Genomic DNA, 26,962 nt, shown 5'->3' on the forward strand with positions numbered 1-26,962 from the left:
GGGACCTCGCTTTCTCGGTCGGCGGACTTTCTCATCGGGGCGCGTTCCACTTCCAGTCACGGACCTCGGGCAGGTCCTGGCCGTGTGCCGTGATGTACTGCCGGTGCTCGACCAGCTTCTGTCGGAGTCGCTGCTGCAGGTCGGCTTTCCGCTCGCCGGTTTGGGGCAGCAGACAGATAGCGTGGATAGCCAGGTGGAAACGGTCGAGATGATTCAATACGGTCATGTCGAATGGGGTCGTGATGGTGCCCTCTTCCTTGTAGCCGTGGACGTGGATGTTCTCGTGGTTGGTGCGGCGGTAGGTGAGTTGGTGGACCAACCACGGGTAGGCGTGAAAGGCAAAGACGACGGGTCTGTCCTTAGTAAAGAGCTGGTCGAAGGCAGCGTCGCTCAGGCCGTGCGGATGCACGCTCTCCGGCTGCAGCTTCATCAGGTCCACGACGTTGACCGCCCGAATCCTGACGTCGGGCAACTCCGCTCGCAGTATCGAGACCGCGGCCAGGGTCTCCAGCGTCGGCACGTCCCCGCAGCAGGCCATGACAAGGTCCGGTGCGCTATTGTCATTGCTCGCCCACTGCCACACGCCGATGCCGTTGGCGCAGTGGCTCACCGCCTCGTCCATGGTCAGCCACTGGGGCGCGGGGTGCTTGCCCGCGACCACGACATTGACATAGTGGCGGCTGCGCAGGCAATGGTCCATCACCGATAGCAGGCAGTTCGCGTCCGGCGGAAAGTATGCCCTAACTACCTCGGGTTTCTTGTTCAGAACGACGTTCACGAAGCCCGGGTCCTGGTGAGTGAAACCGTTGTGGTCCTGACGCCAGACGTGTGAAGCCAGTAGGTAGTTGAGCGAGGCGATCTTCCGACGCCAGGGCAGGCGAGAAGTGACCTCCAGCCACTTGGCGTGCTGGTTGAACATCGAATCGGCGATGTGGATGAACGCCTCGTAGCTATTGAGAATCCCGTGCCGACCGGTCAGCAGAAAGCCTTCGAGCCAGCCCTCGCACTGGTGCTCGCTCAGCATCTCCATGACGCGCCCGGTCGTGGCAAGCGACTCGTCGCCGGGCACGGTTCTTCCCTCCCACTGGCGGTCCGTTGCCTCAAACACCGGGTCCAGCCGGTTGGAGAGGATCTCGTCCGGGCCGAACAGGCGCAAGTTCCGCTCTTCCCGGTTCGACTCAATCACGTCACGCAGGAACCGCCCCAGCACCTGGGTGTCGCCGTTGCCATGCACTCCCGGCGCGGACACGTCAACCGCGTACTTGCGGAAGTCCGGCAGTATCAGGTCACGGAGCAGCAGCCCGCCGTTGGCGTGTGGGTTCGCGCCCATCCTGCGTTCGCCCTCCGGCGCGAGCTCGGCCAGTTCCGGCCGCAGCCGGCCCTGGTCATCGAACAGCTCTTCCGGCTTGTAGCTTCGCAGCCACTCCTCCAGCAGCCGAAGATGGGCGGGATTGGACCCGACGTCTGAGAGCGGCACCTGGTGCGCATGGAATGTGCCCTCAATCCGCTGTCCGTCAACTTCCTTCGGCCCGGTCCACCCTTTGGGCGAGCTGAGCACAACCATGGGCCACCGCGGTCGTTCCTGTTTGCCGCGTAGCCGGGCATCGTCCTGAATCTCCCGGATGCGTTCGACCACGGTATCAAGTGTCGCGGCCATCGCCTCGTGCATGGGTAAGGGTTCGTGACCTTCGACCACGTATGGTTCCCATCCATAGCCTCGCATCAGTTGCAGCAGCTCCTCGCGCGGGATACGGGCGAGGATGGTCGGGTTTGAAATCTTGTACCCGTTGAGATGGAGTATCGGCAGCACTGCTCCGTCCGTGGCCGCGTTGAGGAACTTGTTGGAGTGCCACGCAGTCGCAAGCGGCCCGGTCTCCGCCTCGCCGTCGCCGATGACACAGGCGGCAATGAGTCCGGGGTTGTCGAACGCCGCCCCGAACGCATGGCTCAGCGAATAGCCCAACTCGCCGCCCTCGTGAATCGAGCCGGGGCACTCGGGCGACGCATGGCTCGGGATTCCTCCCGGGAACGAGAACTGGGTGAAGAGCTTGCGCAGCCCGGCCTCGTCGCGGCTGATTTCCGGATAGACCTCGCTGTACGTGCCCTCAAGATAGACGTTGGCAACGACCGCTGCGCCGCCGTGGCCCGGGCCACATATGTAAATCATGTTCAGGTCGTACTTCTTGATAACCCGGTTCAGATGTGTGTAGATGAAGTTCTGGCCGGGCGTCGTGCCCCAGTGCCCGAGGAGAAGCGCCTTGATGTCGGAGTGCTCGAGCGGCCGCCTGAGCAGCGGGTTGTCGCGGAGGTAAATCTGGCCGACCGTCAGGTAGTTGGCGGCGCGCCAGTAGGCGTCAATCCTGCGAAGTTCTTCCGGCGAGAGTGTCTCGGACATCATTCGCACCTCTCCGCGCCCGGGCTTGGGACACGATCCGGACTGTCGGACAATCCGGTCATGTCCCCGCCCGCCAGGCCGAGCGCACGGATTACCAGCCTGGCAATCATGTACTCCTCGTCCGTATGGATGACGCGCACGGCGACCCGGCTGCCCGCAGCGGAGATGACGCCGGCATTGGCAGCGTTCGGTCCGGCATCGAGCGTGACGCCGAGGAACTCCAGCCCCTCGCAAATCCGGGCTCGGACCACGGAAGAGTTCTCGCCGATGCCTCCGGTGAAGACGAGCGTGTCCAGCCCGCCAAGCGCCGCGGCGAATGCACCGATCCACTTCTTGCCCTGGTAACAGAAGAGCGTAATTGCCTCGGCCGCGCGTACGTCCTGCTTCTCGCGGCCGAGCAGGTCGCGGACATCGGAGCTTGTCTCCGATACGCCGAGCAGCCCGGACTCAAAGCTGACCATGTGGTTGAACTGTCTCGCGTCCATACCTTCGGCACGGGCAAGGTACCAGGCCAGCCCGGGGTCGAGGTCGCCGGACCTCGTACTCATCGGGATACCGGCCGTCGGGGTGAATCCCATGCTCGTGTCAACCGGCCTACCTTGATGCACTGCTGCCAGGCTCGCACCATTGCCCAGATGGGCAAGCACGACCCGGCCCTGAGCCGCATCCCTGCCCGCGAGCCGTTCCAGTTCTTCCATGAGAAACGCATACGAAAGACCGTGGAACCCGTACCGCCGCACTCCTTTGGCTTCGTAGCGGCGCGGTATCGGCAGCAGCCGGGCTACCCGCGGCAGGTCGTGGTGAAAGGCCGTGTCGAAGCACGCCACCTGGGGCAGGTCGGGGAACCGACGGTGAAAGGCCTCGGCCAGAAGCGTTTCCTCAGGCAGGTGTTCGGGGTCGAACGGACTCAACGAGTGCAACTCTTCAAGCATCTCGGCCGTGATGCGCTGCGGCTCGCTGTACCTCGGCCCGCCGTGCACGATGCGATGCCCGACTGCGGCGAGTTCCTCGCTCCCGACGTTCTGCTCGACCCAGTCCATCAGCACGCCTGCCGCAGCGGTATGGTCCGGCGCGGTAACCGGATTCAAGAGACTGTGGGTCCGCCTCGCGTCGCTATTGACCTCCGTGTGAGCAATGCAGCACTCTGCTCCTTCCTTTGTTTTCCCTCCCCCTTGAGGGGGAGGGAAGGGTGAGGGTGACGCTGGTGAGCCATCACCCACGAGATGTTCAGTGACCCGCATGGTTGCATCGGGCAGCCCGATTCGTTCTATTTCGCCGCCGAGGACGCGCCTTGGCTCCTCTCCGGTTCCAAACAGGGCGAACTTGATGCTTGAAGAACCGCCGTTAACGGCGAGGACGCGCGAGGCGGCAGAACTCACGGCTGCGCCGTCTTCTTCTCCAACTCCGCCACCTTGGCGAGGCGACGGCGATGGCGCTCGGCGCCGCTAAAGCGCGCGGCAAGGAACGTCCTGACCAGCTCCCATGCAAACTCCTCACCAACGACGCGGCCGCCCAGGCATATCACGTTCATGTCATCGTCCTCCACGCCCTGCCGCGCCGAGAACACCTCGTGGATCATTCCCGCACGCACTCCGGGTACCTTGTTGGCGGCGATGCAGGCGCCGACGCCGCTGCCGCAGATGGCCACGCCGCGCTCAACGTCGCCGCGGGCGACGGCACGGGCCAGCGGCACGACGAAATCCGGGTAGTCGTCGTCCTGGACCAATTGCAGGTCGCCGAAGTCAACCACCTGATACCCGGCTTCAGACATCATCTTGACCAGGTACTGCTTCAGCTCAAACCCGCCGTGGTCGGACGCGATTCCAATGCGCTTCGGTGTCCGCTCCGTGACAGTCGTCACATCCGCCATATTACTCTATCATGGTGCGGCAGCTGAACTGCCAATAGGGTCATTCACTGTTTCGTGGACACTATCACAATTAGATTGCGTGCGGCATGTCGGCGGTTCACGGTGAGTCCCGTCGGGTTCAGAGCCTGAAGTCGAGAGGGTTTCCCAATTGGAGCTAGGGCATGACATGACCGGGCCGTCGTCCCGCGCAACGAATCGTGCGGCGACAGGCGCTGGCGTTCGCATGATTCAGAAGGATATGTCCGAGGGACGTCAAGTCAAGACGCGGCGCACCGACAGAGCGTTGGGCAGCGGTCAGGAGAAGGTGTGACCTTAACCCCGGCGGCGGAGCGAACTCAGATTCCAGAACTCAATCTGTGTCCATCCGTGTCCATCTGTGGCTAAGCATCGGATTCGGCGGCTACTTCGGCGCGGCGATGTCGAAGACGTCCGTCCGTATCTTGGCCAGGGCCTGACGCGCCTACGGCGCGAGTTACCAGTTTCCAGTTGGCAGGTTGCAGGATTCAGACGGCGGGATCGGAAGGGCATTGCGTCGAGACTCCGCAGGCGTTGATGACCTCCCTGACCTTGGTTCCCATCGTGCAGAGCTCGGTCATCGCCGACTCGTAGCGCATGGCCGTTCCCGCGCGCAGGTCGTTGAGCGTGTCCGCAATTCGCTCAACCTCGTACTTCGCCTTCCATGGTGCCGCACTTTTCACTGGGTCAGCCATTCTGTTCCTCCACTCGTACCTCCTATCTCACACCATCGCATCCCTGCATCGGAACCATGAACAACCCAGCGCTCTAAGGCTGGAGACCAATCCCCGACCTAGAACCGCAGCACTTCAGAGTTCTGAGCCGTTCACCTCGGACTACATGCAGCGGAACGTGAAACGTTGCAGCTAGATGACGTAAGGCACTCAAATTTAAGACCATAGCCGATGTGACTCATGAATCAGTATAGCACCTACCGGGTCACTCCCCGAGCCACTCCCCCAGTCACTCCCCGAATGACTCCCTGAGTGACTCCCTGAGTGACTCCCTGAGTGACTCAGGGAGTGACTCCCCGAGTGAACCGGTAGGTGATTACCCCGGTGAACTGGCGGGTGAACCACTGGGGCAGTCGGGGGATTAGTTACAGACTGAGCTGGGGGGTCATCTACAGACTTGCTTGCCGGATAACTTGGTGGTTGAGTCGGTAGGTGACCCTAGGAGTGAGTCGGGGTATGAATTCGTATGTGAACCGCTGGGTGATCTGGCGGTTGACTCGGTAGGTGAGTTGCCGGGTGAATCGTGGGGTGTTCTACCTGGTGAGCAACCGGATGCTGATCTGATAGGCAATCAGTGCCGCGCTCAGCGAAGCATCAGCCGTTGAGAAAGGCGATAGGTCGGACGATGCCTCCCTGGCGGCGACACGAATGGCGAAGAACGCAGCAATGACTTGAGCGATGCGAGGTGCGATGAGCGGAGCGCTGACCAGAGCTTTCACACGCGCTTCTGAATGGACCATCAATTAGGCCCATGGGTGAGGAGTCTGTGGTACGTCTCGACATGCCTTCCAGGGGCAGGGGACATGTTCGCGGCGCGCGTCGGACGCATAAGTCAGAAGCCAAAAGGCAAGAGCCAAAGCTCAAGACGCCCTTGTTGGGACGGAATGTCTGTCGCCTACCAAGAAACCCTCGTTCTTCCCGTCCGGGGATTCGCTGACGCCATCGATAAGACTCAACACTTCAGTTACTTACAGCAGTGTCGGAATACATGGGACAGCGAAATCAGGGCCGCACCAGCCTCCGGGGTCACCGTTTTCGCCCTTGCCGGCGGATTTGGGTCGTAAGAACTTTGTTTTCAGTATCTTAGCACGTGTTGCATGATGTGTCGTGCCTGATGCGTCTTGTCTGATATCCGAACGCAGGCCTTGACAAGACCGGTGGTTGTGCTATATTTGGCCGGTGATGGAGCAATCCTCACAGGAACTCCAAGGTTCTAGACACGAGCTTCGTAGCAGAGGCGACGCGAGCGCTTTGTCCGCGGAATTCCACGTCCGCAACGCGACTCCGTCGGTCACCGTAATTGTACCCGCATTCAATGAGGTCGAGAACGTCCCGTCGCTCCTGGCCGAGCTGTCGGCGCGGTTGCCCGCGGATTATGAGGTCATCATCGTCGATGACGGGTCCAACGACGGCACATACGAGACGGCCGTGGCCGCTCAGGCTCAGTATCCTTTCCTGACGGTCTGCCGTCACCGCAGCAATCAGGGCAAGACCGCGGCGATCATGACCGGCATGGAGAAGGCGCGGGGCGAGTTCGTGTCGATCTTCGACGCCGACCTTCAGTTCCGGCCCGAGGACGTGGTCGCCCAGGTGGAGAAGCTGCGCGAGGGCTGGGACCTGGTGACCGGCCGCAAGCAGGGCAAGTACGAAAAGCGGTTGGTGTCTTCGATCTACAACCGGCTGGCGAGGATGATGTTCGGCATCAAGGTGCACGACATTAACGCGCTCAAGAGCTTTCGCCGCGTTGTGCTTGAAGGCGAGAGTCTGCGCAAGGACTGGCACCGCTACATCGTGCCGCTGGCGGCGGCGCGCGGGTTCCGCATCACCGAAATACCAGTGGCACTCCAGCCCCGGCGATTCGGGCAGGCCAAATACTCGGGCCGCGGTCGGATTCTGGTCGGCTTCTTTGACTTGATTGCCGTCGCGTTTCAGCTCACGTTCATGCGCAAGCCGCTCTTGTATTTCGGGGTCCTCGCGACCGGGGCGCTGTCCCTCGGGTTCCTCGTCGGGTTGGCCGCCATCATCCTGCGGCTGGCCGGTCACGGGTTCCGGCCGATGCTGTACCTCGTCATGTTGCTGGTGATAGCCGGGCTGGTGCTGCTGGCCGCCGGGTTCATCGGTGAGTCGCTGGCGGGCTTGAGCGACCGGATTGAACGGCTGGAACGGATAGTCCGAACGCAGAACGGGACTGAAGGGACAAATGGGACGAAAGGCAGCGATTGAGCCCAAGAATAAGGGGATTCATCTCAACCCTGGGGCGGGTGCTGCTCTCGCTCGTGCTGCTCGGGCTATTGGCATGGCTCTTTCGGAACAAGCTGGGCGCATCCTGGCGCCTGATTCGCACCGCGCAGGTCGCGGCGCTCGCGCTGGCCGCGTTCTGGTACGTGACGTTCATCTTCGTGTCCTCGTGGCGCTGGCAGGTGTTGCTGAACGCGCGGGATCTGCGGTTCGGGGTGCTCTACCTGGCTCGGGTTTTCACGATTTCGCTCTTCTTCTGCAAGCTGCTGCCGACCTCGATCGGCGGTGACGTGATGCGGATTGCCTACACCGCGCCGAAGGACCGTGCCGCCGAAGCGTTCTCGGCCACGCTGCTTGACCGGCTTATCGGGTTCACCAGCCTGATGTTCCTGGCAGTGGTCGTCGCCATCGGCCTGTTTGCCACGAGCGCCCAGTCGCGGGCGCTGGAGCTCACCGTGCTCGGCGTCCCGTTCCGCGGCCCCGGCATCCTGGTGCTCTTGTGCGCCGGGCTCGCGCTCCTGATGCTCGTCACGCTCACGTTCTTCAGCGACCGGGGACACCGGCTGGCCAACCGTCTGTTCGGCCGCATCCGGCTGCTCAGGCTCGGGGAGCGGCTCGACCGCGCCTACGATGCCGTCAAGCAGTACCGGCATCACCGCTCGGCGCTGGCGTTCAGCTTCATTGCCGGCATCGGCGTCCAGGCAGCGCTCGCGCTCGCGTGGTCCAGCGTTGCTCGTGCCATCGGCGGCACGGTGCCGCTGGTTTACTATTTTGTCTTCATTCCGCTCTTGAATATCGTCGTCAACATCCCGACCATCGGCGGGCTGGGCGTGCGCGAGTGGGCGTTTGTGCTCTTCTTCACGCCGACCTGGCTCACTGGGCACCTGGCCCAGGAACCGGCGCTCGCCACCGCCTTGTTGTTCCTGGCGCTGGACCTGGTGTTTGCCCTGGCCGGGGGAGTGCTATTTGCCGTCACCGGACGGAAGGCCGTGAAAGGGGCCCCGGCATGAAGGGTTCAAGCAGAGAGACCGAGGGGTCGATGATTCCGGGGTTTGAATGTTCGGACTCCGGCATCCCGGACCCCTTGAATCCTTCAGGTGCGCTCGGTCCCAATTCTCGAATCCTGGAGTCCTTTTCTGACGAAGGAGGATGACAGTGCTACCAGTTCCTAGACCGAATATCGAAGGGATCCGGCCCTACAAACCGGGCAAACCGATTGAGCAGGTTGTGCGTGAGTTGGGCATCAAGGGACCGGTCATCAAACTTGCATCAAACGAGAATCCGCTGGGACCGTCACCGCGCGCCGTCGCGGCTTTGCGCCGGGCCCTGCCCGAGATGCACTACTACCCTGAGGACTCCGGCTACGAGCTGCGGGCCAAACTCGGCGCGATGTTCAAGGTCGACCTGGACTCGATGCTGCTCGGGAACGGCTCGGTGGACCTGATAATGATGGCCTGTCTGGCCTATCTGGAGCCGGGCGACGAGTTCGTCATGTCCGACCATTCGTTCGTGATGGCGCGAATCGGCGCCGCGATCATGAACGCCAAGCTGGTCGAGGTGCCGACGCTGGAATACACGCACGACCTGGAGCGGATGCTGGCCAGCATCACGGCGCGGACAAAGATAGTCTATATCGACAATCCGATAAACCCGCTCGGGACGATCACCACCAGAGACGCGCTGAACGAGTTCATGACCAAGGTGCCGGAGCACGTGCTGGTCATCATCGACGAGGCATATTCCGAGTACATTTCCAGCCGGGACTACCCCAAGGCACTCGACTACTACAACCAGAACAAGAACGTGCTGATCCTGCACACATTCTCGAAGATCTATGGCCTGGCCGGCCTGCGTATCGGCTACGGCATTGCGCGTCCGGAGATCATCGGCTGCCTGGCCAAGGGCAGGCTTCCTTTCAACACCAGCCGCGCCGCCCAGGCTGCAGCCGTGGCCGCGCTCGACGACAAGCGCCACGTCGTGCGCAGCCGGCAGACGAACGAGGCAGGCAAGGAGTTCTTCTACCGGGAACTGAAGAAGCTGAACAAGGTCTTTTTCCTGAAGAGCTTTGCCAACTTCGTGTTCATCAACTTCGCGGTTGACGCCCAGGAGATATTCGAGGAACTGCAGCACCGGGGCGTAATCGCCCGGACGGTGAAAGAGTACAAGTTCCCGAACGCTCTGCGCGTCTCAGTCGGCACGGCCGCCGAGAACAAGCGGTTCATCAAGGCGCTGTGTGAAATCGTCCGGTAGGCCACCGGACTGCTAGCCCCACGATTACGGGCTCGTCGCCGTGTCTACTCGCTGGCGGCACATCGGCCGGCGACAGGACGGCGGTCCGGAAGCAGGCCACCCCGACGCGAGACGGCCTCAAAGGCAATGGCTGCGGGTTCGTCCCAGGAAGCCCAGTTTCTTGACATCAGACAGCCAGCGAGTTAGCATCTCAGAACGCCGGGGAAAGTGCGTGCAGTCTAACCGCCGACCCAGCGGCGTCAACCGCGGGCGCGTGACGGCCCGATGATGTTCGTCTGCGTCCGCGCTGCTTTGTCTCCGGCACTACATATATGACCACAATATCCGCAGTACCGCCGGCACCACAGGCGGAGGCCTGAGCCGCGGGCGATGCTCTTTCTCCGCCGAAAGCCGAAGGAAGGCCGAGCGGCTCTGGATGAGTTCCTGGCCGCATGGGAGAAGCTCGAGGCCTTCGATCCAAGAGAACGTCGCGACCCGGCCGGGCGGCTGGCCGACTTTCTGAATACCATCCCGCCGAATGTCGAGAACGGCAAGCGACTGTTGGCCGAGGCGGGCGGGCAGGGAACGAGCAGCAGCGTCGACTATCTAATGGATGTCGTCAGTCGGCTCCCGGTGGTGCCTTCCGGCCGCGAGCAGCTCCCTGCCGAACCGGATGTCCCATGGGAGAAGCTTGAGTCAGAGGCAGGACCCATCGCCAGGGTAGTGAACCGATTCCGGGTTCAGGAGCTGGCGGCAGTCAGCGGCCCGGGACGGGAGCGCGTCGACCGTCTGCGAAACCGCGTCCGCGAAATCGGACGGTGGGCGGACCCGACTGAGTATGCCGGGGCGATGCAGGAGCTGGAGGCAGCGGTCGCCGAGCTGGACCGCACGCTGGCGGAGCACGACAAGGCTCATCCCGAGTTCCGGCAGTATCTGAATCAGCTGAGCCAGTTGGGCGGATTGAGGGATGCAGGATTCAAGGCCCTCGTGGCAGTGGCGCCGCCCGAAGGACTGGCCGTGATTGTCGAGGCGCTGAGCGACCCGAAGCCTGAGCGAGTCCAGCTCGCGCTCGACGTGCTGCTCGCCCGAGGCTGGCAGCCCACCACCATTGACGAGAAGCTCGACTGGCTCTGCGCCCAGGCTAGGCGACCGGACCTTCGCGCCAAGGCACTGGCCGAGCTGTCGAAGCTCGTCGTCCAGACCACCGACCCGGTATTGCTGGTTGATGTTATCGAGCCCAGGTTCGCGCGCGAGGGACTGACCGACCTGCAGGAGGAAGGGCTGCCCGACCTCAGGGCCGGTTTGCTCGAGCACATCGCCGCTTTGGGCGGCGAACGCGCCGCTTCGAGGCTGGTCGCGGTGCTCGAGTCGCATACGGAGCCGCCGAGCCTGAAGGTGACGGTCATCCGCCTGCTGGCCAGGTCAAACGCGCCGGAGTCAGTCAGGCTTCTGACCGATGCCATGAGCAGCGTTGAGACCGAAGTGCGGACCGCCGCGACCCAGGCGCTGGCCGAAGTCCGGACCGAGCCGGGAACGCCGGACAGGGCCGCAGTGCTTGACCGGCTGGTATTCGCGCTGCGCGACGGAGAGCCGGTTGTCCGCGACGCCGCGGTCGAATCACTTAGAAAGTACCCGGACGCGACCGGACAATTGGTGCAGACGCTGCTTGAAGACCGGAATCCGGCCGCGCGCGAGTCGGCGGCCAGAACTTTCGCCAGCGGGCTCTCACCCGATGCCGCCGCCACGGACGCCCTGACTCGTGCACTCTCCGACGAGGACGCGGCAGTGCGCCGCGCCGCGGCCGAGGCACTGGCGTCCCAGAGCCGCATGCCGTCCGACCCCGAAGGAAAGCTGCGCTATCTTGCGGCCAGGCAGGACTGGCGAGGAGTCCGGCAGGCGGGGCGCGCGGCGATCCCGCAGCTTGTACCATTGCTCAAGGACCGCGACGAGACCGTGCGGTTGGAAGTGGTGAAGGTGCTCGGCTCGCTGCGAGAGCGTGCGGTCGCTTCCGAGGTCAGCCATCTGCTTTCGGACGCGAGCCAGGAAGTACGAAGGCAGGCTGCTGTCGCCCTCGCCGCGCTGGGCGACTCGTCTCAGGCCGCCGCCCTGCGCACGGCGATGGCCAAGGAAGGTTTCGAGGAAGTGCGGAAAGAGATGGAGAGCGCGATTCGGCGGCTGGAGAAGGCATGACGAGGAACCGGGCAGTTCAGAACTCAGAATCCAGAAACCAGAATGTAGAATGTCCGGCCTTTCTGACTTCTGATTTCTGCTATCTGATTCCTGCATTATCTGTGGGCCGCTAGCATGCTGGGCATACTGAAGGGCATCATTCCTTCCAAGAGCGACCGCGAGGTGAAACGGCTCTGGCTGCGGGTCGCCGAGATAAACGAGGTCTGGGAGTCCTACAAGAAACTGGCGGATCCGGAGCTGCCGAAGAAGACCGAGGAATTCGTGGCCCGCATCCGTGATGGCGAGACGCTCGACGACGTGATGCCGGAGGCCTTTGCCCTCGTGAAAGAGGCCTGCCGGCGTCTGGTGGGCAAGAAGTGGACCGTGACCGGGCTCGAGACTGCCTGGGACATGGTGCCGTTCGACGTGCAGCTTATCGGCGGGATGGTGCTGCACGAGGGCAAGGTCGCCGAGATGCGCACCGGTGAGGGCAAGACGCTCGTCGCGACCATGCCTTTGTACCTGAACGCACTCTCGAAGCAGGGCGCGCACCTGGTTACGGTGAACGACTACCTGGCGCTGCGCGACCGGGAGTGGATGGGACCGGTCTACGAATCACTGGGCCTGACCGTCGGCTGCATCCAGCAGGGCATGGAGCCGGCGGAGCGAAAGCCTCACTACAACGCGGACATTACCTACGGGACGAACAACGAGTTCGGGTTCGACTACCTGCGCGACAACATGGTCGGTCGCTGGCAGGACAAGGTGCAGCGCGGGCATAACTACGCCATCGTCGACGAGGTAGACATCATCCTGGTCGACGAGGCGCGGACGCCGCTCATCATTTCCGGCCCGGTCGAGGCCGAGGACAAGGGGTTCGACCGACTGACTCCGCAGGTCAGGCGGCTCTTCGGGCAGCAGAGCCTGTTGGCTAACCGCTTCGCCGCCGAAGGACTGAAATTGCTTGATGCCGGGAACGAAGACGAGGCCGGAATCAAGCTGCTGACGGTCCGACGCGGCGCTCCCAAGAGCAAGAAGTTGCAGGAGGCCGAACAGCGGCAGGGCGTGAAGTCATTACTGGAGCGGACCGAACTTTCCTTCATCCGAGACAAGCGTTTTCCGGAAATCGATGAGAAGCTGTACTTTGTCATCGACGAGAAGGACCATTCGGTCGCCCTGACCGAGATGGGGCGCAAGGAACTCGCGCCCGGCGACCCGGAGGCGTTTGTTCTTCCCGACCTGGGCGAGGAGCTGGCGCGGGTAGACCACTACACGAACCTGAGCCCGCAGGAGAAGCTGAAGGCGCACGAGGAAGTCCGCGAACGCTACCGGCGGAAGAGCGAGACGCTCCACAGCTTCCAGGCACTGTTGAAGGCGTTCTCGCTGTTCGAGAAGGACGTGGACTACGTCGTGCAGGAAGGCAAGATCATCATCGTCGACGAGTTTACCGGGCGGCTGATGCCGGGACGCCGGTACTCGGATGGCCTGCACAGCGCGCTTGAGGCGAAGGAGAGCGTCAGAGTCCAGGGCGACACCCAGACGTTCGCCACGATAACGCTGCAGAACTACTTCCGCATGTACAAGAAGCTGGCCGGGATGAGCGGTACGGCGATGATAATTGCAGGCGAGCTCTTCAACGTCTACAAGCGCGACGTCGTGGCGATACCGACCAACGAACCGTGCCGGCGCATCGACTATCCGGACGTCGTCTACAAGACGCGGGACCAGAAGTACGAAGCGGTCGTTGACGAAATCGAGACGTGGCACGAGCGCGGACGGCCGATACTTGTCGGCACGACATCGGTTGACGTGTCGCAGGTCATAGCCGACATGCTCCGGCGCCGGAAGGTCAATCACGTCGTGCTCAACGCCAAGTTCCACCAGCACGAGAGCGAAATCATCAAGGATGCGGGCCAGCCCGGCGCGGTGACGATTGCCACAAACATGGCCGGTCGGGGCACCGACATCAAGCTCGGCCCCGGCGTTGTGAAGGGCGAATGCTGCTACGTGGTCACGGAGGACGACGGCAAGTGCCCTGCGTGGGAGGAAAACCCCGGTAGCTGCAACAAGGACGTGCCCTGCGGGCTCTATATCATCGGCACGGAGCGGCACGAGGCGCGCAGGATCGACGACCAGTTGCGTGGGCGCTCGGGTCGGCAGGGCGACCCGGGTTCGTCACGTTTCTTTCTGTCGCTGGAGGACGACCTGATGCGGTTGTTCGGCTCCGAGCGGGTCGCGAAGCTGATGGACCAGTTCGGGGCCAAGGACGACGAGCCGATCGAGCATGCGCTGGTGACGCGGGCGATTGAAGGCGCCCAGAAGCGGGTGGAAGAACGCAACCGGGAGATACGGCGACACCTGCTGGAATACGACGACGTCATGAACCGACAGCGCGAGGCGGTCTACGCGATCCGCGACACCGTCCTGCGCGAGGAACCTGACGCATCAAGCACCACGCCGGAAGCCGACCGAGAAGTTGCGCCCGTTCAGGAGGGTGATGGTTCGGGCCCGACTCCCGAGCCTTCGAATACCGGTACGCCTGAACCGGCTCTGGCGCGGCTTCGCTCCGTCTTCGACGACATGGCCGCGGGACTGATCGAAGACTTCATGGGCAAGACCATGGGGGCCGCGAAGCACGCCGAAGAGTGGGATTGGGACGGGCTACGGGGCGAGCTGTCGATGACTTTTCTGGCCGATCTGCGGATGGACGAGGAGAAGCGGCGAGAGGCCACTCCGGAGGAATTGCGCCAAATCTTGACAGACATCGCTTCCCGCCGGTATGATGAGCGTCGACAGGAGTTGGGCGACAAGCAGTTTGCCGGCCTCTGCCGGAGTGTGTTCCTCTACGCCATCGACAACCGTTGGCGTGAGCACCTCTATGCGCTGGATACATTGCGCGAAGGTATCAGCCTGAGCGCATACGGCCAGAAGGACCCGCTGGTTGAATACAAGCGCGAGTCCTTCGACCTGTTCCAGGAGATGATGAGGGACATGTATAAGGACGCGCTGACGATGCTGTTCCGCGTGCAGTTGCGCGGAGTAGAGGAACGGCGGCAGACGGCGCGGCGGCCGGTCCGTGCTTACAAGCCGGAAGCCGCGGCGGCCCCGGCGGGAGAGTCGGCCGGACCGTCCGACGGCGGGCGCCAGGCTCAACTGGCGAAGCCGGCTCAGGCCCGGCGTTCCACCGACAAGGTGGGGCGTAACGACCCCTGTCCGTGTGGTTCGGGCAAGAAGTACAAGCGGTGCTGTGGAAGTAACAAGCCGGACTGACAGGCGGCCCAGGCGGCCTGCGTCTGAAGATGCCGGCTCCGTGAATCGCGAAAACCGGACTGCGGCCCTGATGCCGGGGTCGGGTCCGACAGAAGCTCACTAAGGAGGAGCGATGGCACAAGGCAACAAGAGCCGTATCATAATCTGGACGATCGTCGGCATACTCGTCGTGCTCGCGGTGGTGATGTTCGTCACCAGGCCGAAGAACGTCGGCGGGAAGCCCATAAACGCGACCGGGTACGTGCGCGCGCAGGAGTACCAGTTCAAGCTGCTCGAGCGGAAGGCTGCGGCGGCCCAGTCCCAGTTCCCGAATGCACCGGCCGACGTGTGGCAGAAGATAGCGGACCAGATAGCCCAGGGCCGGACGATCATGGCTGAAATGCCCGCGCTGACCGATCAGAAGGACCTGCGGGCCAGGAGGGACTCGGTTGACAACTGCCAAGCCGTAGGCCTGCAGTTGCTGACCAGTGTCACCGGCAAGAAAGCCAAAGGGAACGCTGGCGGGAAGTAGCAGGTAATGACCGGCAGGTGGTCGCGCAGCGGCCACTTCGTGAGCGGCAGGTAAGTAGTTGCGGGCCGGCCCCGAGCATGATCGGGGCCGGCCTCGTCTTGGACGCCACGGAGTTTGACGGGGCTCTGGTTGGCGCTAAACTTCGTGGGCGTGAACACAAGCATCCGGAGGAAAGCACCATGAGCAGATATATTGTCTGGGCTCTGGTCGGAATCGTCGTAATCGTCGGTATCGTGCTGTTCGTGACGGCGCCAAAGAAAGCGCCAGCCTCCAAGCTGACTCTCGATTTGGTGAAGAGCGGGGTGGCGGACGCGGATACGCAAATGGGCCGACTCGTCGCCCGAGCCGATGCGGCGAGGAGGCACATTGCGCCCGGCGCCGGTTCCCAAAGTCTCGTGGAGGCCGACAGTCTTCTGGCGCAGGCCCGCGAGAAACTGGGTCAGGCGGATACGGCGACCGATCTCAAGCAAGCCACGCAGCTATTGACCGATGGTCGAGTGGCGCTGCGCAAGGCACGGCGGGCGGTCGAACTGGCGACGAAGCCGGGTTCGCGTCCTCCGGGCAGTCAATAGGCGAGTGACGCGCTGCTCCGGCGATGCGTCGCGCCTCATGCCGGACGTGCAGCGCGGCCTCAGCGGTTAGTAGTAGACGTAGCGCAGGCGGGGGAATCCGAATCCGCCGAACAGCCCCTCGGCCGTTCCTTCAAGCATGTCCCGCAGCCATGAATTCAGGTGGTGGCCGGGCTGGACAAGCCGCGGCTCGCCCTCGATGCCGCAGAGTGACGCGGCGATGCGCTTGGCATCTTCGAAGGTCCCTAGCGTGTCAACCAGCCCGTAGGCAAGAGCCTGGCGGCCGGTCATGATTCGGCCGTCCGCGAACGCCAGGACGCTGTCTTTCGGGATTTTCCGTTCGGTGCTGACGATCGAGACAAACTGGTCGTAGGCGTCGGTCACGACGCCCTGGAGCAGTTCGCGGTCCTGGTCGGTCATGTCGCGAAACGGCGAGCCGATGTCCTTGTGGATTCGGGACTTCACGACTTCGACCTTGATTCCGACTTTGTCCATCAGGCCTTTGACAACCGGGAATTCCATGATTACCCCGATCGAACCAGTGAGGGTCTGCGGGTTGGCGACTATCCTGGTCGCCGGAGCCGATACGTAGTAGCCCCCGGACGCGGCCAGGGAACCCATGGAAACGATGATCGGCATGCCGCCATTGCGGATGCGACAGATCTCCTCGTAGATCTCGTGAGACGGCGAAGTCATCCCGCCCGGGCTATCGACCCGAATCAGGATGCCCTTGACCAGCGGGTTGTGTTCAAGTGACTTGAGCTGGCGGACGGTTTCGGTCGCATCAACGATGGTGCCCTTGATCTCGATGTAGCCGAGGGCCTTGTTCCAGGTCTTGACGCCGGAGACACCGGATCCTGAACCGGCGACGAGGAAGGCAACGGACAGGCCGAGCATGACCGCCAGCAGCGCGGCCGCGACGACAATGAGGACTATGACGGTACTACGCTTCACGGGAGAATGGGCCCAAGTAGATTCGAACTACTGACCCCTGCGTTATCAGCACAGTGCTCTACCACCTGAGCTATGGGCCCGGTCGGGTCGGACGCAGCGGACCGGTCTGACCCGTCGGACATCTTACGGAAAGCAGACACGGAGTCAAGGACGCGGCTTGACACGCGGGCCCGACGGTGTGTCCTCGACCAGAAAACCCAACTCGGCAACCTGACCGCGCAGGCGGTCCGATTCGGCCCAGTCCTTTGCCTTCCGAGCCCGCTCGCGGGCGGCGACCAACTCCTCCACCTGGCCCGGGACGCCTGCCGCAGCATCCACCAGCCGTGCCAGCCCCAGTCCAAGGACGAGGTCGAGGTCGAGAATGGCGTCCCAGGCGGCGCGGTCCTGGCGCTGGTTTCCCTCCCTGACAAGGCTCCAAACCGCAGCCAGGCCCTGAGGGATGTTGAGGTCGTCGGCGACGGCGTCCTTGAACTCCTGTCGATAGGGCTCGGTCCAGGCGGAGTCTTTCACCGGCCAGGTCTGTGCGTTGCGGCCGAAGTCGGCCAGGCCAAGCAGCGAGTTCTGTGCACCCTGCAGCGATTCGGCGGTGAAACTGAGGGGCATGCGATACAGGGCCGTCTGGCAGAGATAGCGGAAACCGGCCGGCGAGATGCCTCGTTTCTCCAACTCGGAAACGGTCACGAGGTTGCCCTCGGACTTGCCCATCCTGGCGTCGCCAATGACGAGGAAAGCGTTGTGCATCCAGCGCGCGACCACCTCCTTGCCGGTGGCGGCGAAGTTCTGGGCGCGCTCATTGGTGTGGTGAACCGGTATGTGGTCGATGCCGCCGGTGTGAATGTCAAAGCGCTCGCCCAGATACTTGATGGACATGGCCGAACACTCAAGGTGCCAGCCGGGAAATCCCCGGCCCCAGGGCGAATCCCACTGCATCAGGTGTTTGGGCTGGTTCGTAATCCAGAGCGCGAAGTCGGACGGGTTGCGGCGTTCCGGGTCGACCTTGGTGCGCGCGCCGGCCTGCTGCTCAGCCAGGTTCAGCCGCGACAGCAGCGGGTAATCCGGGTACTTACCGGTGTCGAATACCAGGCCGACCGACGTGCGGTAGGCGAAACCGTTCGCCTCGATGCGGCGGACGAGTTCAATCATGTCGGCGATATGCTCGGTGGCCCGACAGACGATGTGTGGCCGCTCGATGTTCAGCTTGTCCGCGTCGGTGAAGAAAGCCTGCTCATAGAACCGGGCGATATCCTCCGGCCGTTTCCCCTCCTGGCGCGCGCCCTTCTCCAGCTTGTCCTCGCCGATGTCTTCGTCGCTCGTGAGGTGCCCGACGTCGGTGACGTTCATCACGTGCTTCACCTCGTAGCCGAGGTACTCCATGACGCGACGCAGCGTGTCGGAGAAGACGTAGGCGCGGAAGTTGCCGACGTGGGCGTACATGTAGACGGTCGGGCCGCAGGTATAGATTCCTACCTTGCCGGGCACAATCGGTACGAACTCGTCCTTGCGGCGCGTGAGGGTATTGTACAGCTTCATCGCAACGGCATTCTAGTCGCAGAAACCCTGTTGGTCAAACCCAGAGCCAGGCTCGGACCCAGGTTCCTGACCATAGGTTCTCTTGGTGTCTTTGTGGTGAAATCCGGTTCGGTTCGGCTCTGCCGTCACGCCAGCGGCGTTCGCGCGGCGGCCGCGAGGTCGAGTGGCGAAGGGCCGAACCGCGCAAACCGCTCGATGCCGGCCGCGGCAATCATCGCCGCATTGTCGGTGCAATACGCGGGCCGCGGGACTAACAGCTTGAACTCGTGGCGCGCGGCCAGTTCAGCCAGCCGCTCGCGCAGGTGGCCGTTGGCCGCGACGCCGCCGGATACACCGACTACTCGGCATCCAGTCTTGCGGACTGCCTGCTCGATACGACGCGTGACCGCCGCGACTGCGGCGCGCTGGAAGGACGCGGCGACGTCGGCGCGCGGTGTGTCAGGGTGGTCGCGTCGGTGGTAGAGCACGGCTGTCTTCAGCCCGGAGAAACTGAAGTCCAATCCGCCGGGATCGGGCACCGGGAAGTCGATGCTCGCTCTCCCTTCGCGGCTCAGCTTCTCAATCTCGGCGCCGCCCGGATACGGCAGGCCGAGCAGCTTCGCCACCTTGTCGAAGGCTTCACCGCAGGCGTCGTCGATCGTCGAGCCGAGCAAGCGGTACCGGCACCAATCCTCAACCACCAGTAACTCGGTGTGTCCGCCGGAGAGTATCGCCGTCAGGAACGGCGGCTCGATCTCCGGGTATTCAAGGCGGATGGCGAAGAGATGGCCCTCAAGGTGATTCACCCCGACGAACGGTATGCCCAGACCGTAGCTCAACGCCTTGGCGAACGGCAGACCCACGAGCAGGGCGCCCATCAGTCCGGGCGTGTTCGTCACCGCTACCAGGGACAGGTCGGTCCCGGCGACGCCCGACTCGGCAAGCGCGGCATCGACTACCGGGACGATCGTCTTCATGTGAGCGCGGGCAGCGAGCTCCGGCACTACTCCGCCGTACTCCGCGTGCACGAGCTGCGACGACACGATGCTCGAGAGCACGGTTGTCCGTCCGCTCACGACGCTCGCCGCCGTCTCGTCACAAGACGTCTCGATGCCGAGGCAGGTCGGAGGATTCAAGGACTCAAGGATTCGAAGGGTCGAGTGTTCGGACGCTGGAATCCTCGACTCCCTGGTTCCTTGACTCCTTCCGGCGCTACTTCACCGTCACGTCGAAGAGCTGGGGTTCACACTTGACCAGCCGGATGCCCGGCGGCAGCGTTATCTCCGGGGCCAACTGGTAGTCGCCCGGGGAAAGGCCTGAGACTTTGACTTGGGCGGTGACGTCCGACTGCTTCAGCGAATTCACCTTGGACGCCAGGCCGGCCACCGCGATCTGGGCCTCGGCTGGGTCGATCTCCGCGCGTTGGGCTTCGGACCCGGTGAGAGTGACCGGCAGGCCGAGCAGTATCCGCGCGGTTTCCTTCTCGAGTCCGATGACTGCGTCAATCGACTCCGGCTCGACCGTGTACCGTCCGGCCTCCGGGTTTACGACTTTCAGGTGTCGACGGTCCGGCGCGGTCACAGTCGACAGGTCGAGGGTCTCGGTTATCACCACGGGAGCTTGTTTCAAGTCTTCTTCGCTGCCGGCCAGCTTCACCTGGGCCGGTGGGTCATTAACCGACAGCTCGGTGCCGGCGGGAAGCTGGCCCTTGGTTGGAACCTGCACGTCAACCATCCGGCTGGCGGCGGCGCCAAGCTTCAATTCCACGTTATCCGGGTCCAGCGCCCTGACCCTCACGTCCGGCGGCAGCTTGAGAGCGGCCGGGGAAAGCTGCAGTTGACGGGTCCCGATCTTGCCGCCCGGAACCTCCAGCCGGAATCCGAGCTGCTGAGGTTTGACGTCGAGCAGGTCGCGGCCCTTGCCTTCGAGCGTTGCCACCGTGCTCTTCGCGTCAATGTCGGTGATGACCTGTTTGGTGCTCGGCCCGGCAGCCGTGATCGGCACGGCTACCCGCACGTCGTACGTCCGGTCGAGGACCGCAACTACCCAGAAGAAACCGGCGATGAACAGGGCGATGAGTTTTATCGACCAGTCGCGGGTGATGGACCGGAGCACTTCAGACATCATTGTATGTTAATTGCCGAATGGCCTCTGTCAAACAGTGCCCGCTTCCCCGAATCCGACCTTGAACCGCCAAGACGCCGAGGCAGCGGCCTTCAGCCGAAGGTAGAAGTCAGAATAGTGAGTGCAGAGTGCAGAAGTCCGGATGCCGGCGACTTCTGACTTCTTACATCTGGCTTCTGACATCTGACTTCGTTTGGTTCTGGATAAGTGCCTTCGTGGTGAGTTCCTATTTCGGTTCTGGGGCGGCTTGACTGGCAGCGGAACACGGGCGCGGCAAAGCCGCTCGGCCTAAGCCTCAACCTTAGCCTCAACCTCGACCTGTTCCCTCGTCCTAACCTCAACCTCAGCCTTGATCCCTAATCCCCAATCCCTGGTCCCCGACCCCTGACCCCCGATCCCCGACCCCTAGCCTCTGGCCCCAACCGAGCCGCCGCTTGACTTGGCAAGGGTCAGGACTATGCTGACCACTGTCCAATCATGAGTGGCGCGAGCGAAGCTCCTGATAAACTCCAGGTCCTGCGCGAACGGCTGGAATATGCCGTGACGCCGGCCGAGCGCGTCAGGGCCAGGCTGGCGCTGGCCGAGGAACTCGCGCTCACCGACCCTGCCGCTGCCAGACCCCTGCTGGAACAAGTGGTCGAGGAGGCCGAGGAAGCGGGGGGCGCGGAATCCCGACTGAGCGCCGCGGCAGTCCTCAGTGACCTGCTGCGCTGGGCCGGTGATTACGACGGCAGCATGCGATACGCGGACATGATGCTGAGAGCAGGTGTTGCCACCGACGACCGGCAGAATCGCGCCACGGGATTGAACCTCGTCGGTCTGATACACCAGGAGCGTGGAGAACTGGAGCAGGCTCTGGGCTGCTTCGAGGAGTCCCTGCGATTGAGCCGTGAGACCGGATTCGGGCTGGGAGAACAGAAAGCGCTAAACCAACTCGCCGGCGTCAATTGTCAGCAGGGCGACCTGGAAAAGGCCCTTGCGTACCTTCGGCAGGCTTTGGAGGCGAGTATCAAGGCCGGAGATACCTATGGCCGAGCGGTTAACCAGCGCAACGTCGGCTGGGTCCTGGTTTTGATGGGGCGTTGGGCCGAGGCGACCGAACACTACCATCGGACCGTCGCGCTCTGTGAGGAACATGGATTTCATCCGCTGTTGCTGGCGACACAGATGTCGCTGGGTGAGCTATCGTCGAGGCGGACCGACTACGAAGCCGCCGAGCAGATGCTGCGAGCGGTCATCAAGGCAGGCCGCGAGTCAAAGCACTCGGGCTACGTGTACCGGGAGGCGGTCTCGAATCTTGGTTGGGTTCATTTCCGGCGCGGAGAACTTGCCCGGGCCGAGGAGACCTTGAACGAAGCCGTGCAACTGGGCGAGGCCGCGGAAGACCGCTATCTGCTCGCGAGCACCGGGCTGCGCCGAGCCGAGCTGGCGCTGGCCCAGGGACGGATCGAGGCTGCTCGCGAGTTGCTGGCGCAGGCCGGGCGCATTGCTTCAGAATTGAACCTACGGAAGGAACAGGGCGAGGCGCTGCGCGTCGAGGCGCTCCTGTCGGCTGCGCGCTCCGACTCGAATTCCGCGCTTGAACTTCTTGCCCGGTCTGAGGCCGCGCTTGGTCCATTCGGCGATACCTACGAGCTTGCGCAGACCCGGCTGCAGCACGGCCGCCTGCTCGTTGAACTCCACCGGTCGGAGGAAGCCTTGCCCCTGCTGCAGGCCGCGGCCCGGACATTCCGCCGGCTCGCGGTGCCGGCCGAGGCCGAAGAGGCGAGCCGGCTGTTGTACCGGCTGGAAGTGGAGGCCGACCGTCCCACCGCCCTTGTCCAGGGGCTGATGAGCATCATGTCGCTCGACCTCGCCGTTGACCGCCTGGTCGACCTTGCGCTGGCGATGATCTGCGACAACCTTCGATTCGAGCAAGGCGCGGTGCTGGTGAACGGCCGCGCGGTTGCCAGCAAAGGCAATCCTGACCTGACCGAGTTGCCCCGACGTCGCGCGTCGCTGTTCCAGTCAGACCTTGACCTGCTCCTGCCGGTCAGGCAGGGCCGCCGTCTGCTCGGTCACGTCTGGCTCAGACGCAAACGGCCGCTCGCGTCGCGGGTCGAGCCCCGGAATCTGAACCTGGTGTCTCGGACGCTCGCGCCATTGCTGGCCAAGCTGGGCAGGCTCACGACGATCGAGGCGGGCCGTACCCGTCGGATACCCGGACTGCGCTTTCGGGGCGTGGTCGGCCGCAACCCCGAGGTGCTCAAAGTGCTGGAGCTCATACCGCGCATAGCCACAACGGACGTGGCGGTGCTTGTTTGCGGCGAGAGCGGCTCGGGCAAGGAACTTGTCGCCCGCGCCCTGCACGAGTCCGGCCCTCGCGCCGACCATCCGTTCATCACGGTCAACTGCGCGGCCATCCCGGAAAGCCTGCTTGAAGCCGAATTCTTCGGGGTCGAGGAAGGCGCGGCGACCGGAGTCGCAGCGCGGCCGGGCAAGTTCGAGCTGGCCCGCAACGGAACCATTTTCCTCGATGAGATCGGAGACATGAGCCCGGCCCTGCAGGCGAGGCTGCTGCGGGTCCTCGAAGACCACAAGATCACGCGCGTCGGCGGGACCAAAGAAATGGCGGTCGATGTGTGGGTCATCGCCGCCACCAACATGGACCTGGCCGTGCGCGCCCGCGAGGGCAAGTTTCGCACCGACCTTTTCTTCCGGCTCAACCCCATCCCGCTCGTCCTGCCGCCTCTGCGCCGGCGGCGTGAGGACATCCCGCTCCTCACGAAGTACTTCGTTGCTCGCACCGCCCAGGAGTACAAGCGTCCGGTGCGCCGGGTTAGTGAGGAGGTCATGGCGTTGTTTGCACGATACGACTGGCCGGGCAACATCCGTCAGTTGAAGCATGCAATCCAGCGCGGCGTCGTACTTGCCGCCGGTGATGAGGTCGAGGTCTCCGACCTCCCGCCGGAGTTCAGGCCGGCTCGGCCGGCGGCTCCGGTGCGACGGGCCACAAGCCTGCGCCGCGCCAAACGAAGGACTGCGGACAAGGCCGAGCGCGCGATGCTTCTGAAGGCGCTCGCCCGGGCCAAGGGCAACGCGACTGAGGCCATGAAGCTTGCCGGCTACAGCCGGACGCACTTCTACCGACTCCTGCGCAAACACAAGATACCATGATTCCGATATTGACGGCCACGAAGACAGGATGAAGCTGAGCCGGAGCGGACATCCACAGATTCCACAGATTCCGGAAGATTGGGGCTCCGGACGGGAACTACGAAGCCGGATGAAGGTGAGTCGGAGCGGACGTCCACAGATTCCACAGATTCCGGAAGATTGAGGCTCCGGACGGGAACCACGATGCCGGATGAAGCTGAGCCGGAGCAAACTCCACAGATTCCGGAAGATTGGGGTTCCGGGCGCGAACCAGGAGAGGAATCTTCGGTAGTCGGTGGATTGACTCGATCTGCTGTCCGTTTCGTGGCTCAGAGTCGGTTCTGGAGAGATGGGAGGCTGGCTGGCTTTCGCCCGGCGACACCGATTGTACCATAAGTGGAATGCAGTGTCCCATAAATGGAATAGCAAAGCTGATAACATCTTATGGCTCAAAGAGTTGGCTTAACAGAGACTGCGAGTGCCGTGTGCCACTATTTGGAATCGCCAATCATCTTCCGTGGCCACATTCCGTATCCAACTGAGCTACCGCATCTTACGTCAGTAGCGTAATCATGGCACAGTATGTGCCCTATGGTTCGTTTGATGCAGAACGAACAGCCACAATGTCCCGTGCCTTGGAGTATCGTGGAGTACGCTGACGTGGCCGCAAGAGCCAGAGAGCTCGGCTGCCGTGTCCCGTCTCGCATTGCGTTGCTGCCGGGTAACTTCGCCGTCGCGGCCAGCGTTGCCGATTTTCTCTTTCACGAGGTCGCACCGCAAGTGCGCCTGGCATGGCGAAGCATCGGGATCGCAGATACGGGCCCGTTGGGGACTAGGGACTGGGGGCTAGGGACTAGGGTCCGAATTCCTGAGCAAACCCCTAGTCCCGAGTCCCTAACCCCAGTCTTTGAGAAAGTCCCGCTCACGGTTTTCTTCGGCGCCGATCTACTCCGTGATCCTGCGCGCCCGGTCCTGCATGCAATCGGCGTCGTCGCCTCAGTCCTCCTCCTCGATGATCCCAGCTCCGCAAATGCGAGAGAGGCCCGACTCGACGCCGTGGTTGAGCGCCCGAGCAGCCGCGGCTACGTCTGTCTTGAATACCGCGGCGATGCCTGTGAGCTCGTCGCGCTGGCCAGGTCCGTGCGCGCAATCTGGGATGAGGACATGTACAGCTCAAGCACAAGCTCAAGCCCAAACACGAGCCTGGGCGACGTCTGCTACGGCGCCGTGAGCAGGCGGGCTGTGCGGGACGAACGGCGAGTCGGAGACCACTATTTGCAGGAAGTCCGAAAGGTAGTAGTCACAAAGTAGGGAGGAAAGATGATGACCAGAGTCCGCTATGGAATGGCAGTCGTGGCCGGCTTGTTGCTGGCAAGCTGCCTCTTCGCCGGGCAGGCAAGCGATCAAAGTGTCGTAACGGCCGGCATGTTGCTCGACCCCGGGCTTACCGCGCCGGCCGCCCACAGCCGCCCAGGTTCCCTGTTGCCGGGAATAGCTCGCCAAATACATGACAACGACGTCGGCGTCTTGAAGATCACCTGGCCGGGCGAAGCCTGCATACCCTTCGGTGACAGGATTTTCCCGCGCGGCAAGGTGCAGAACTTTGGCTCGCAGACCCAGACGAACATACCGGTTATCTGCGTGATCTTCGATTCCGCGGCCGGCGCGAGGGTCTACGGGCCTGAGACCGTCTACGTCGCGCGCATCGATTCCGGCTGCGTCGACACGGTCGCCTTCCCGTCCTGGAGGCCGCCGACCCAGGAAAAGGTGTACTTCGACACGATGACAACGGCGCTTCCCGGCGACGAGGACACATCGAACGACTGGAAGGCAGGTCGTTTCACCGTCGCGGTCTGGGGCGAGGGACACCTTACCTACAACGACGGCACGTTTGAGAATGCCATCGCCTGGGTCCTCTCGGGCAGCGAGATGGCGGAGAGGTTCGCCGCTCCCAAGCGTCCCTTGACGCTAGACAAGGCGGTGCTCTGGTTCAGAAGCTTCTCAGGGGATGACTATTCCGCAGAAGTTAGAGTGTACGCAAACGACGGTCCCGGCGGCAGTCCCGGAACTCAGCTCGGGACTTGGGCCGGCCAACTCCACACTGACACTTGGCCCGCTGAGTACAGAAACGAGGTAAGCTTCGACCCGCCGATCGTGGTCGACTGCGACACCTTCTTCGTTTCCTGGTATGCGACGGAAGAAAAGAAGGGCGGGTTCTATATCTACCTGGCGTATGACACCATCTCTGACACGATTCACATCGGCAACGACTGGGGCAAGTACAATGGCGGCGGTCCCGGTTCCTGGGGAATAGTCCCATGGGACGCCTCATCGGACTTGGGCATCGACGCCTACTACCAAGCCCTGCTGCTCGACGGCTCGGCCGCGGACATCCCGGTCCCGCAAGGACAGATTGACTCCAACACTACCTTCACTCCGCAGGTCGTCGTCAAGAATGTGGGCCTGGTGGACCGCGACAACATCCCGGTCAAGTTCAGTATCGTTCGGAACCCGGCGATCGGCAACCCTATCTACTCGGACTCGGCCAACACCGGGCCGGTCGCTGCCGGCCACGAAGTCACCGTAACCTTCTCAGGCAGTGTCAAGCCGACGACGGGCAACTACACTATGACCTGTATCACGCTCCTGCCATTCGACGGCAGGACGGGAAATGACACGCTAGTCAGGCCGCTAACCGTAGGGAATCCTGGTATCGCGGAAAGAAATGGGGTCGCCGCACTTCCGTCGGTATCGATTGCTCCCAACCCGCTCGGGAGATTGGCGACTGTCCGATACGCACTGCCGAGAGCGGGTTTAGTGACGCTTGACGTGTACGACGCGACCGGCCGGGGAGTGATGTCGAAGACGATTGCGGCCAAGCCGGTCGGGACCGTGAGTCTGGACCTGCGCAAGCTCGAGGCCGGTGTGTACGTAGTGAGGGTGAAGGCCGACGGCTTCAGCGCGACCCAGAAGCTCGTGGTCGAGCGTTAGGTCCGGGCGGGCAACACCAGTGAGAGTCAGAGGCTGTCCGCATCGCTGCGGGCAGCCTCTCACGTTTCTGCAAGACGGAGCAGTGTCTCGGAGGAATAGGAGGAACCAATGAGTGCGCCGAGAAGAGCTTGGTTTATCCAGCCGGTGGGAGTCCGGCTTGAGGAAGGTTGGCAACCGCCTCAATAGTGAACGCTGCATAGTCAGGGTAACCGAAGCTATGAAGCCAGCGGGAACGAGTTACCGAGCCAC

Annotated in this window: 19 protein-coding genes and 1 tRNA gene; 10 read left to right on the forward strand and 10 right to left on the reverse strand. The window is 63.0% G+C overall.

What is annotated here, in order from left to right; all coding sequences use genetic code 11:
- Window positions 1-31: 31 nt before the first annotated feature.
- From VMH22_10315 to VMH22_10335, 5 genes are all read right to left on the reverse strand, one after another.
- Entirely contained in the window at window positions 32-2,398 is a 2,367-nt protein-coding gene (locus tag VMH22_10315; GenBank protein ID HTW92089.1) for a phosphoketolase family protein, read from the reverse strand.
- Window positions 2,395-3,483 carry an acetate/propionate family kinase gene (locus VMH22_10320; protein ID HTW92090.1) on the reverse strand — a complete coding sequence of 363 codons (1,089 nt, stop codon included), beginning with the start codon at window positions 3,481-3,483 and terminating at the stop codon, window positions 2,395-2,397. The genes VMH22_10315 and VMH22_10320 overlap by 4 nt, the downstream gene beginning before the upstream one ends.
- Before the next feature lie 287 nt (window positions 3,484-3,770).
- Complete coding sequence (locus VMH22_10325; GenBank protein ID HTW92091.1) at window positions 3,771-4,265, reverse strand: RpiB/LacA/LacB family sugar-phosphate isomerase; 495 nt, start codon at window positions 4,263-4,265, stop codon at window positions 3,771-3,773.
- A gap of 503 nt (window positions 4,266-4,768) precedes the next feature.
- Window positions 4,769-4,975, reverse strand: a complete 207-nt coding sequence (locus VMH22_10330) for a hypothetical protein (GenBank protein ID HTW92092.1) — start codon at window positions 4,973-4,975, stop codon at window positions 4,769-4,771.
- 572 nt (window positions 4,976-5,547) lie between these two features.
- A complete protein-coding gene (locus VMH22_10335; GenBank protein HTW92093.1) occupies window positions 5,548-5,733 on the reverse strand; it encodes a hypothetical protein in 186 nt (61 codons plus the stop codon).
- 463 nt (window positions 5,734-6,196) lie between these two features.
- Here VMH22_10335 and VMH22_10340 point away from each other — a divergent pair, with 463 nt between their 5' ends.
- From VMH22_10340 to VMH22_10370, 7 genes are all read left to right on the forward strand, one after another.
- Window positions 6,197-7,237: a glycosyltransferase gene (locus VMH22_10340; protein ID HTW92094.1), complete on the forward strand. Its 1,041-nt coding sequence runs from the start codon at window positions 6,197-6,199 to the stop codon at window positions 7,235-7,237.
- Window positions 7,234-8,262, forward strand: a complete 1,029-nt coding sequence (locus VMH22_10345; GenBank protein ID HTW92095.1) for a lysylphosphatidylglycerol synthase transmembrane domain-containing protein — start codon at window positions 7,234-7,236, stop codon at window positions 8,260-8,262. The genes VMH22_10340 and VMH22_10345 overlap by 4 nt, the downstream gene beginning before the upstream one ends.
- A gap of 145 nt (window positions 8,263-8,407) precedes the next feature.
- Window positions 8,408-9,502, forward strand: coding sequence for a histidinol-phosphate transaminase (gene hisC, locus VMH22_10350; protein HTW92096.1), 1,095 nt, complete (start codon window positions 8,408-8,410; stop codon window positions 9,500-9,502).
- 369 nt (window positions 9,503-9,871) lie between these two features.
- Window positions 9,872-11,671, forward strand: coding sequence for a HEAT repeat domain-containing protein (locus VMH22_10355; GenBank protein ID HTW92097.1), 1,800 nt, complete (start codon window positions 9,872-9,874; stop codon window positions 11,669-11,671).
- 114 nt (window positions 11,672-11,785) lie between these two features.
- The gene (secA, locus tag VMH22_10360) at window positions 11,786-14,920 is read left to right on the forward strand and encodes a preprotein translocase subunit SecA (GenBank protein ID HTW92098.1); all 3,135 of its coding nucleotides are present in this window, start codon (window positions 11,786-11,788) and stop codon (window positions 14,918-14,920) included.
- A 112-nt stretch (window positions 14,921-15,032) separates the two neighbouring features.
- Window positions 15,033-15,431 carry a hypothetical protein gene (locus VMH22_10365; protein ID HTW92099.1) on the forward strand — a complete coding sequence of 133 codons (399 nt, stop codon included), beginning with the start codon at window positions 15,033-15,035 and terminating at the stop codon, window positions 15,429-15,431.
- Window positions 15,432-15,610: 179 nt separating this feature from the next.
- On the forward strand, window positions 15,611-16,003 hold the full coding sequence (locus VMH22_10370; GenBank protein ID HTW92100.1) for a hypothetical protein: 393 nt from the start codon (window positions 15,611-15,613) through the stop codon (window positions 16,001-16,003).
- Window positions 16,004-16,069: 66 nt separating this feature from the next.
- Here the strand turns inward: VMH22_10370 and sppA are convergent, their stop codons facing one another.
- The 5 genes from sppA to VMH22_10395 form a co-directional block, all read right to left on the reverse strand.
- On the reverse strand, window positions 16,070-16,954 hold the full coding sequence (gene sppA / locus VMH22_10375) for a signal peptide peptidase SppA (GenBank protein HTW92101.1): 885 nt from the start codon (window positions 16,952-16,954) through the stop codon (window positions 16,070-16,072).
- Window positions 16,955-16,961: 7 nt separating this feature from the next.
- Window positions 16,962-17,034: transfer RNA gene (locus tag VMH22_10380), tRNA-Ile, on the reverse strand.
- Between the two features lie 64 nt (window positions 17,035-17,098).
- Window positions 17,099-18,484 carry a cysteine--tRNA ligase gene (gene cysS / locus VMH22_10385; GenBank protein ID HTW92102.1) on the reverse strand — a complete coding sequence of 462 codons (1,386 nt, stop codon included), beginning with the start codon at window positions 18,482-18,484 and terminating at the stop codon, window positions 17,099-17,101.
- A 125-nt stretch (window positions 18,485-18,609) separates the two neighbouring features.
- Window positions 18,610-19,599: a tRNA (adenosine(37)-N6)-threonylcarbamoyltransferase complex transferase subunit TsaD gene (gene tsaD, locus VMH22_10390; protein ID HTW92103.1), complete on the reverse strand. Its 990-nt coding sequence runs from the start codon at window positions 19,597-19,599 to the stop codon at window positions 18,610-18,612.
- A gap of 76 nt (window positions 19,600-19,675) precedes the next feature.
- Complete coding sequence (locus tag VMH22_10395; GenBank protein ID HTW92104.1) at window positions 19,676-20,587, reverse strand: hypothetical protein; 912 nt, start codon at window positions 20,585-20,587, stop codon at window positions 19,676-19,678.
- 477 nt (window positions 20,588-21,064) lie between these two features.
- Between VMH22_10395 and VMH22_10400 the strand changes: the two genes are divergently transcribed.
- The 3 genes from VMH22_10400 to VMH22_10410 all read left to right on the forward strand — a co-directional run bounded on the left by VMH22_10400 (window position 21,065) and on the right by VMH22_10410 (window position 26,713).
- The gene (locus VMH22_10400) at window positions 21,065-23,743 is read left to right on the forward strand and encodes a sigma 54-interacting transcriptional regulator (GenBank protein HTW92105.1); all 2,679 of its coding nucleotides are present in this window, start codon (window positions 21,065-21,067) and stop codon (window positions 23,741-23,743) included.
- A gap of 624 nt (window positions 23,744-24,367) precedes the next feature.
- On the forward strand, window positions 24,368-25,033 hold the full coding sequence (locus VMH22_10405; protein ID HTW92106.1) for a hypothetical protein: 666 nt from the start codon (window positions 24,368-24,370) through the stop codon (window positions 25,031-25,033).
- A gap of 9 nt (window positions 25,034-25,042) precedes the next feature.
- Window positions 25,043-26,713 carry a T9SS type A sorting domain-containing protein gene (locus VMH22_10410; protein ID HTW92107.1) on the forward strand — a complete coding sequence of 557 codons (1,671 nt, stop codon included), beginning with the start codon at window positions 25,043-25,045 and terminating at the stop codon, window positions 26,711-26,713.
- Window positions 26,714-26,962: the final 249 nt, after the last annotated feature.

This window comes from bacterium (assembly GCA_035505375.1).
Classification (GTDB): Bacteria; Hydrothermota; Tepidihabitantia; order Tepidihabitantales; family Tepidihabitantaceae; genus UBA2258.

Bases quoted from the DNA above. Each gene is read 5' to 3' on its own strand.
- VMH22_10410 (HTW92107.1), top strand. From the start codon at position 25,043: ATGATGACCAGAGTCCGCTATGGAATGGCAGTCGTGGCCGGCTTGTTG.
- VMH22_10330 (HTW92092.1), bottom strand. From the start codon at position 4,975: ATGGCTGACCCAGTGAAAAGTGCGGCACCATGGAAGGCGAAGTACGAG.
- cysS (HTW92102.1), bottom strand. From the start codon at position 18,484: ATGAAGCTGTACAATACCCTCACGCGCCGCAAGGACGAGTTCGTACCG.
- VMH22_10370 (HTW92100.1), top strand. From the start codon at position 15,611: ATGAGCAGATATATTGTCTGGGCTCTGGTCGGAATCGTCGTAATCGTC.
- VMH22_10315 (HTW92089.1), bottom strand. From the start codon at position 2,398: ATGATGTCCGAGACACTCTCGCCGGAAGAACTTCGCAGGATTGACGCC.
- secA (HTW92098.1), top strand. From the start codon at position 11,786: ATGCTGGGCATACTGAAGGGCATCATTCCTTCCAAGAGCGACCGCGAG.
- VMH22_10365 (HTW92099.1), top strand. From the start codon at position 15,033: ATGGCACAAGGCAACAAGAGCCGTATCATAATCTGGACGATCGTCGGC.
- VMH22_10395 (HTW92104.1), bottom strand. From the start codon at position 20,587: ATGTCTGAAGTGCTCCGGTCCATCACCCGCGACTGGTCGATAAAACTC.
- VMH22_10340 (HTW92094.1), top strand. From the start codon at position 6,197: ATGGAGCAATCCTCACAGGAACTCCAAGGTTCTAGACACGAGCTTCGT.
- VMH22_10355 (HTW92097.1), top strand. From the start codon at position 9,872: ATGCTCTTTCTCCGCCGAAAGCCGAAGGAAGGCCGAGCGGCTCTGGAT.
- VMH22_10400 (HTW92105.1), top strand. From the start codon at position 21,065: ATGAGTGGCGCGAGCGAAGCTCCTGATAAACTCCAGGTCCTGCGCGAA.
- VMH22_10325 (HTW92091.1), bottom strand. From the start codon at position 4,265: ATGGCGGATGTGACGACTGTCACGGAGCGGACACCGAAGCGCATTGGA.